The 8,692-nt window shown below is 71.5% G+C and carries 5 protein-coding genes; 2 read left to right on the forward strand and 3 right to left on the reverse strand.

Annotation, left to right across the window (positions count from 1 at the left end; all coding sequences use genetic code 11):
* The first annotated feature begins 143 nt into the window (after positions 1 to 143).
* Complete coding sequence (locus ACZ6CL_RS39480; RefSeq protein ID WP_468945552.1) at positions 144 to 1,664, forward strand: amino acid adenylation domain-containing protein; 1,521 nt, start codon at positions 144 to 146, stop codon at positions 1,662 to 1,664.
* Positions 1,665 to 1,691: 27 nt separating this feature from the next.
* Here ACZ6CL_RS39480 and ACZ6CL_RS39485 read toward each other — a convergent pair whose 3' ends face one another.
* Positions 1,692 to 2,288 carry a TetR/AcrR family transcriptional regulator gene (locus ACZ6CL_RS39485; RefSeq protein WP_450880290.1) on the reverse strand — a complete coding sequence of 199 codons (597 nt, stop codon included), beginning with the start codon at positions 2,286 to 2,288 and terminating at the stop codon, positions 1,692 to 1,694.
* A gap of 86 nt (positions 2,289 to 2,374) precedes the next feature.
* Here ACZ6CL_RS39485 and ACZ6CL_RS39490 point away from each other — a divergent pair, with 86 nt between their 5' ends.
* On the forward strand, positions 2,375 to 3,970 hold the full coding sequence (locus tag ACZ6CL_RS39490; protein WP_468945555.1) for an MFS transporter: 1,596 nt from the start codon (positions 2,375 to 2,377) through the stop codon (positions 3,968 to 3,970).
* A gap of 96 nt (positions 3,971 to 4,066) precedes the next feature.
* On the opposite strand, the gene ACZ6CL_RS39495 is transcribed toward ACZ6CL_RS39490, so the two are convergent.
* Entirely contained in the window at positions 4,067 to 5,305 is a 1,239-nt protein-coding gene (locus tag ACZ6CL_RS39495) for a cytochrome P450 (protein ID WP_468945557.1), read from the reverse strand.
* A gap of 84 nt (positions 5,306 to 5,389) precedes the next feature.
* The coding region (locus tag ACZ6CL_RS39500; protein WP_468945560.1) for a type I polyketide synthase at positions 5,390 to 8,692 on the reverse strand (3,303 nt) is incomplete at its 5' end.

Raw genomic sequence — 8,692 nt, forward strand, 5'->3', positions numbered from 1 at the left:
GGCCCCTACCGAATGCTCGGGGGCCGAATGATCGGTACCCGAATAGCGGCTGCCGAAATAGTCGGCGTCGCGGCCAACCTAGGCCCTGCCTCCCGCGAGTCGGCACCCCTATCCACCCCTTTTCTCTCCCCGGAGGAAGGACAATGATCGAGACACCCGCCCCCGGACACGGTCTGCACGAACGGTTTCTGCGCGGCCTGGCGCTGTCGCCCGGCCGGGCCGCGATCCGCGTGGACGACGAGACCCTGACGTACCAGGCGATGCACGAACTGGCGCTGCGCCGGGCGGGGGCGCTGCTGGCCCGGGCCCCGCAGGGGCCGCACGCCGTCGCCGTCCTGGCGGACAAGAGCCTTACCGCGTACGTGGGGATGCTGGCGGCGCTGTACGCGGGCGCCACCCTCGTACCGCTCCATCCGCGGTTCCCCGCCGAGCGCACCCGCCGCATGCTCACCGCGGCGGGGGTCTCGACGGTCATCGCCGATCCGGTCGGCCGGGCCGCGCTCGCCGAAACCGAGCTGGATCTGCCCGTTCTGGACGAGGCCGAGGCCGCCGCCACTCCCCCGCTGGACGCGCCGGTGGCCGTCCGGCCGTCCGACATCGCGTACGTTCTCTTCACCTCGGGGTCGACGGGCCGCCCCAAGGGCGTGCCGATGACCCACGGGGCCAACGACCACTACTTCAGCCTGCTGGACCGGCGCTATGACTTCGGCCCCGGCGATGTGTTCTGCCAGAACGTGGGGCTCAACTTCGACTGCGCGATGTTCGAGCTGTTCTGCGCCTGGGGCCGCGGGGCGCCGGTGCACGCCATTCCCCCGGCGGCCCACCGGGACCTGCCCGCGTTCCTCGCCGAGCGGCGGATGACGGTGTGGTTCTCCACCCCGAGCGGCACGTCGTTCATCCGGCGGATGGGCGGCCTGGCTCCGGGGGCGATGCCCACCCTGCGGTGGACCTTCTTCGCGGGTGAGGCGCTGTTGTGCGAGGACGCCGCCGCCTGGCAGACCGCCGCGCCGAACGCGCGGATCGAGAACCTGTACGGGCCGACCGAGCTGACCGTCACCATCACCGGCCACCGCTGGTCACCGGAGACCTCACCGGCCCGGGCGGTGAACGGTGTCGTGCCGATCGGAAACGTGCACCCCGGCCATGACCATCTGCTGCTCGACGGGGACACCGAGTCGGCGGTGGAGGGCGAACTGTGCGTCACCGGGCCGCAGATGACGCCCGGCTATCTGGACCCCGAGGACAACGAGGGCCGGTTCCTGGAGCGCGACGGCCGCCGCTGGTACCGGACGGGCGACCGGGTGAGGCGGCTGGAGGATGGTGAGCTGATGTATCTCGGCCGTCTGGACACCCAGGTGCAGATCCAGGGCTTCCGGGTGGAGCTGGCCGAGGTGGACCATGTCGTCCGGCGGTGTGCGGGCGTACAGAACGCCGCCACCGTGACCCGCCCGGCGCCGGGTGGCGGGCTGGAACTCGTCCTCTACTACACCGGCGACCGCGTGCCACCGGTGGCGCTGCGCCGCGAGCTGGCCGCGCATCTGCCCGAGCCCATGGTGCCCAAGGTGTTCCGGCACGTGGCGGAGTTCCCGCTGAACGCCAACCACAAGGTGGACCGGGGGCGGCTGGCCCGCGAGGCGGCCGCGGCGTCAGACGGCCGGTCGTAAGTCAGACTGGAGAGTTCGGATTGGGAGTCAGACGGCCATCCCTGACCCGAAGCGGCGGGCGTCCTCCACGACCGTCCGCAGCGCCTCGGCGAGCGACGCGCCCGTCGAGGCGTGCTCGGGGTCGATGACCCACTGCATCATCACGCCGCTGAGCAGCGCGTGGTAGAACTGCCCGACCGCGGCCTCGGTGTGCGGTGGCAACTGCTCGCCGCCCAGGAGGAGTTCGACCAGACCCTTCTGGGCCTGCTGCTGCGCGTCGACGATGAAGCTGCGGACCTCGGGCACATGCTCGATCTGGGAGATCGCCTCGAACTGGGCGGCCCACACCGGGCGGTGCCGCTCGAACAGCTCGATCACCCGGGTCCAGGCCCGCTCGAACCGCCCGATCGGATCGTCGGGCAGGTCCCCCACATCGGCCACGGCCCGCTTCAGCTCCTGGGCCCACTCCTCCAGCGCCTCCATGATGGCGGCGTTGAGCAGGGCTTCCTTGGTGCCGTAGTGGTAGCCGATCGAGGCCAGATTGGTGCCGGACGCCTCGACGATGTCCCGCGCGGTGGTACGGGCGTACCCCTTCTCGTACAGGCAGCGCTTCGCCCCGACCAGCAGGTCCTCTCGGTGTCCCATGTGGAGAAGTCTAATCGCACCGCCCTGAGATCTGTCTTAGACAAGCGTCCTAGACACTTTACTTATACAAATCTATAGTCACGCCCATGAGTGAGGACACGAGTGAGGCCATGAGTCCCCAACGGGCAAGCCGGAAAGACTGGATCGGCCTTGCCGTCCTCGTCGTCCCGGTCGTTCTGATGTCGATGGACATGACCGTCCTGTACTTCGCGCTGCCGTTCCTGAGCGCGTCCCTGGAACCGAGCGCCACCCAGCAGTTATGGATCGTGGACATCTACGCGTTCATGCTCGCCGGGCTGCTCATCACCATGGGCACCCTCGGCGACCACATCGGCCGCCGGCTGCTGCTCATGATGGGTGCCGTGGTGTTCGGCGCGGCGTCCCTGGCCGCCGCCTACGCGGGCAGCGCCGAGCTGCTGATCGCCGCACGTGCCGTCCTGGGCATCGCCGGGGCCGTGCTCGCGCCGTCCACCCTGGCGCTGATCCGCAACATGTTCCACGATCCCACCGAGCGCCGTACCGCCATCGCCATCTGGACAGCCGGTCTCTCGGGCGGCGCCGCGCTGGGGCCGATCGTGTCGGGGCTGCTGCTGGAGAAGTTCTGGTGGGGTTCGGTCTTCCTGATCAACATCCCGGTCATGGCCGTGATCCTGGTACTGGGCCCGCTTCTGCTGCCGGAGTACCGCGCCCCGCGGCCCGGCCGCTTCGACCTGCTCGGTGCCGCCCTGTCGCTGGGCACCGTGCTCCCGGTCATCTACGGCATCAAGGAACTCGCCGACGATGGCTTCGCGTGGAGATACGCGGCCATCACGGCCGCCGGGGTCGTGATCGGTGTGCTGTTCCTCCTCCGCCAGCGCTCGGCCGCCAATCCGCTGATCGACCTGAGCCTGTTCCGCGACCGGGGGTTCAGCGCGTCCATCGGCGTCAACCTGGTGGCCCTGTTCGCCATGGTCGGCTTCCTGCTGTTCTCCACCCAGTGGATCCAACTGGTCTACGGGCTGAGCCCGTTGAAGGCCGGGCTATGGACACTGCCCGCGCCGTTGGCGGTGGCGGTGACGACATCGGTGGCCGCCGTGCTGGCCAAGACGATCCGCCCCGGCTACATCATCGGCGTCGGCATGGTCATCGCCACGGCCGGATTCGCCGTCATGACGCAGCTGCGCGCCGATTCGAGCCTGGCTCTCGCGGTGGCGGGCGCGACGGTCATCTCGGCGGGGGTGGGCATGGCGATCCCCCTGACCGCCGACCTCATCGTCTCCGCGGCGCCACCGGAGCGCGTGGGCGCGGCCTCGGCACTGCCGGAAACCAGCAACCAGCTCGGCGGGGCGCTCGGGGTGGCGCTCCTGGGCAGCATCGGTTCCGCCATCTACACCCGCGATGTCTCCGACGCGACGTCCGGCCTTCCGCACGAGGCCGCCGACGCCGCGCAGGGCTCACTCGGCGGCGCGGCGGAGGTGGCCAAGCACCTGCCCGACAACGCGAGCGAGCCGCTTCTCCAGGTCGCCGGGGAGGCGTTCACTCGCGGCATGAACGTCGGCGCCGTGGTCGCCGGGGGCGTGATGCTGGTGGGTGCCGTGGGCGCCGTCCTGCTGATGCGCCACGTCGCGACCCCCGCCGCCGCACCGGCGGCGGCCGGGCCTTCTTCCAAGGCCGAGCCCGCACCCGCCTCCAGCCCGGAGTAGGAGCCCCCGGCGTACGAAAGAGCCCCGGCGTACGAAGGAGCCCCTGCGCGACGTTCGCGCAGGGGCTTCGCCCGTACGGGCCGCCCTAGGGGCCGGTCACCGGCCGAGCGTCACGGGGAGCGTGGTGTAACCGGTCAGGCCCATGACGGCGCGGCGCTCGGGTGTACCAGCCCGCTCGATCTTCGGGAACGTGTCGATCAGCTTCGGGAAGAGTTCGGCGCCCTCGATGCGCGCGAGGCTGCCGCCGAAGCAGTAGTGGGCCCCGGCGCTGAAGCTCAGGTGGGGGCCGTTGTCGCGGGTCAGGTCCAGGCGGTGCGGGTCGGGGAACCGGCGCGGGTCGCGGTTGGCGGCGGCGAGCAGGGTCAGGACGAGAACGCCCTCGGGTATTTCGGCACCGCCGATGGTGACGGGCCGTGTGGTGACCCGGCTCGCCGCGGTGGTGTGGGTGGTGTGGCGCAGTAATTCCTCCACGGCCGACGGCGTGATGCTCTTGTCCGCGCGCCACCGGTTCAGCTCATCCGGGTGGTTGAGGAGCGCGAGCACCCCGGTGGCGACGAGGTTGGTGGTGGCCGCGAAGCCCGCGGTGAACAGGAACAGGATGAGCGCCATCAGCTCGTCCTCGTCGAGACGGCCGTTGGTGGCCTCCTGGACGAGGGAGGACATCAGATCCTCGCGCGGGTTGGCGCGGCGGTTCTTGATCACCTCACGGAAGTATCCGGCCAGCTCCTCGGCCGAGGCGTCGGCCCGCACCAGGTCTTCGTCGGTGTAGAGGCCGGAGAACACGTGGGACCAGTCGTCGGCCAGCTTCCAGAGGTGTTTGCCGTCCTCGTACGGGAGGCCGAGCATGTCGCTGATGACCGCGACCGGGAACGGCACGGCCAACAGGTCGACGAGGTCGACCGGCTCGCCGCCGTCGGACCGCTCGATGAGGTCGTCGATGAGTCCGGCGGTCAGCCGCTCCACCGCGGGCTGCATCTTCTTGATCTTGTTGGGGGTGAAGACCCGAGCGGCCAGGCCGCGGATACGGCCGTGATCGGGCTGGTTGAGGGTGACCATCGAGTTCAGGTACATGCGCAGGGAGAGGTGGCCGGCCCAGTCCTCGCGCATCTGGGTGGCGGCGCGGGCACCGCTCTGGACATCGGGCAGCCGCAGGAACTCGGTGACCTCCTCGTACCCGGACATCACCCACACGCCGAGCGCGGCGGCGTTGTGGACCCGGTTCACCGACTGCAGCGTCTCGTAGAGCGGGAAGGGGTCGGCGGGGAAGGGCGGCGAGATGAGCGCGATCAGCGCTTCGTCGGCCTGCTGGGCGGTCGGGGTCGTTTCGGTGGTCATGTGGGGCGTTCTCCTCGGTGTGGTGCCGTGGTGTGGTGCGTTGATTGGGTGTGCTGTGGTGCTTCGGTGTGGTCTGGCGTGCGGCTACGACGGGGATTGCGTGTCCAGCTCGTCGTCGAGGACGTCGAACAGCTCGTCGGCCGAGAGCGAGGTGAGATCGGTTTCCTCGGCCTCGTCCGGGCGGTGGGCCTCCAGCCATCCGGCCGTCAGCGCGCGCAGCCGGTCGGCGACACGGCCGTAGGCCTCCCCGTCCGGCCTTGCCGACGCCAACGCGGCTTCCAGCCGGGCCAGTTCGGCTTCCAGAGGGGATTCGGCGGGCTCCTGGCCGCCGCTGAGCTGTTCGCGCAGCTCGTCGGCGACCGCGGCGGGTGTCGGGTGGTCGAATACGAGGGTGGCGGGCAGCTTCAGCCCGGTCGCCGCGCGCAGCCCGTTGCGCAGCTCCACGGCGGTGAGCGAGTCGAAGCCCAGGTCCTTGAACGCCCGGTCGGCCCGGATGGCGTCGGCCCCGTCGTGGCCGAGCACCGCCGCGACCTGCGTGCGCACCAGGTCCAGCAGCAGGCCGTCGCGTTCGGCGTCGTCGGCCAGGGCCGCCAGCCTCCGCCGCAGCCCCGCGCCGCCGTCTCCGCCGCCCGCCACGCCCGGGCCCCCGGCGCGGCGGCGCGACGCGGGCACCAGGCCGCGCAGCATCCCCGGAAGCCGGTCGGCGGGGCGCGCCCGCAGGGCGGCCACGTCCAGGCGGAACGGCGCGAGCGCGGGCTCCCGCGTGCGCAACGCGTCGTCCAGCAGCGCCAATCCCTCGTCCTGCGACAGGGCGGGCAGGCCCATGCGCAGCATGCGTTTCCGGTCGGCCTCGGCCAGCTCGCCGAGTCCGGTGTCGGCCTCCCACAGTCCGAACGCCAGCGAGGTCACCGGCAGTCCGGCGTGGTGGCGGTGGCGGGCGAGCGCGTCCAGGAACACGTTCGCCGCCGCGTAGTTGCCCTGCCCCGCGGCCAGCACGAGCCCGGCGAGCGAGGAGAACAGGACGAACGCCGTCAGGTCGCGGTCGGCCGTCAGCTCGTGCAGATTCCAGGCCCCGTCCACCTTGGGCCGCAGGACCGTGTTCACGCGCTCTGGTGTGAGCCCTCGGACCAGGCCGTTGTCCACGACACCGGCCGCGTGGACGACCGCGTCGACCGGATGCCGGTCCAGCACCTCGGCGAGCACGGGGCGATCGGCCACATCGCACGCCTCGATCGCCACGTGCGCACCGTGCGCCGTCAGTTCGGCGCGCAGTTCCGCCGCGCCCGGCGCGCTCTCGCCCCGGCGGCTGGTCAGGACGAGCCGCCGGACGCCGTGTGCCGTGACGAGGTGGCGGGCGACCAGGGCGCCGAGGCCACTGGTCCCGCCCGTGATGAGCACCGTGGACGCCGGGTCCCACGGGCGGTGTGTCGGGTCCACCGCCCCGGCCGGAACGCGGACGAACTCGGGGATCAGCAGCTCACCGCCCCGGATGGCCATCTCGGGCGCGTCTCCCGCCTCGATCAGGGGTGGCACGGTGGCGGCGTCATCGAGGTCGAGCAGCAGGAACCGGCCGGGATTCTCCGCGGCGGCCGCCCGGACCAGGCCCCACACGGGCGCCTGGCCCAGGTCGATGTCCTCGCCCTCGACCGGCACCGCACGACGGGTGACGACCGCGAGCTTCGCCTCGTCCTTGCCGTGGTCGGCCAGCCACTCCTGGAGCCGCGCCAGCACCTCGCCCAGGACGGTGCGTACGGCCTCGGGCGTGTCGCCCGCCGCTCGCGGGACCTCGTACACCTCTACGGGCGTCTCCGGCGCGGGGCGGGTGGTGGCCTTGGTCCAGGTGAGGGCGAACAGCGACTCGCGGTGATCGCCGTCCGAGCGCAGCTGCCCGGCCGAGACGGGCCGCGACGCGAGCGCCGCCACGGAGAGGACGGGTGCCCCGGTCTCGTCGGCGACCAGCACCTCCGTGCCGTCGGCCCCAGCCCGGTGCGACAGGCGGACGCGGAGCGCTGAGGCACCGGCCCGGTGGAGTGCGACACCGCCCCAGGAGAACGGCAGCTCCGGCGCCCTCACGACCTCGCCTTCGGCCACGTCGTCGCCTTCGGCCCCGTCCTCACCTTCGATCAGGCCGACGTGCATCGCCGCGTCCAGCAGCGCCGGATGCACACCGAACCGGGCCGCCTCCGCCCCTTCCGGAAGGGCGACCTCGGCGAACACCTCGTCGTCGCCGCGCCGCCAGGCCGCCTTGAGCCCCTGGAAGGCCGGACCGTAGTCGTACCCACGGGCGAGCAGCCGCGCGTAGGCGCCGTCCACCGGAAGCGGCGTCGCGTCGACCGGTGGCCACACGGTCAGATCGGACGACGGTGGCGTGGCGGCGGACGGGACGATGCCACCGGTGGCGTTACGGGTCCAGGCCTCGTCATCGAGGGACGAGTAGATCTCGATGGTGCGCGCCGCGTCGGTGGCGTCCGGGCCGCCGACCACGACCCGCACCGCGATCCCGCCCTTCTCGGGCACGATGAGGGGCGCTTCGAGGGTCAGTTCGTCGAGGGCCTCGCACCCCATTTGCTGGGCGGTTTGCAACGCCAGCTCGACCAGCCCGGTGCCGGGCAGCAGCAGGGTGCCCAGCACATCGTGATCGGCGAGCCAGGGGTGGGAGTCGAGGGACAGCCGCCCGGTGAACACCGCCCCGCCGGTATCCGGCAGCACGATCCTCGCGTCCAGCAGCGGGTGGTCGACCGTGTCGGCCCCGGCGAGGGCGGTCGGCCGCTCGACCAGCCAGTACCGCTTGCGCTGGAAGGCATACGTGGGCAACTCGACGCGCCGGGCACCGCGCCCCGCGAACACCGCACCCCAGTCCACCGCCACACCCACCGCAAACAGCCGCCCCACACCGGCAAACACACTCTCCACCTCAGGACGATCGCGCCGCAGCGTGGCCGCCACCGTGCCCTCAACGGTCTGCTGCGCCATCGCCGCCAGCACACCGTCCGGCCCCACCTCCAGAAACCGCGTCACCCCTTCCGCGTGGAGCTGCCGTACGTCGTCGGCGAACCGCACCGCCTCCCGCACATGCCCCACCCAGTACTCCGCCGACACCACATCCTTGACGAAACGGACCACCGGCTCGCGGTACTCCACGCTCTCCGCGACCTTGCGGAACTCCTCCAGCATCGGATCCATCAACGGCGAATGGAAAGCGTGCGAGACCGACAGACGGCGCGTCTTACGGTCCTTGAACCGCTCGGCCACCACCGCCACCGCGTCAGCAGCACCCGAAATCACCACCGAGGACGGGCCGTTGACGGCAGCGAGCCCCACCTCACCGCCCAGCAGCGGCACCACTTCCTCCTCGGTGGCCTGGATCGCCACCATGGCTCCACCAGG

Source organism: Streptomyces sp. NPDC041200, from assembly GCF_055591805.1.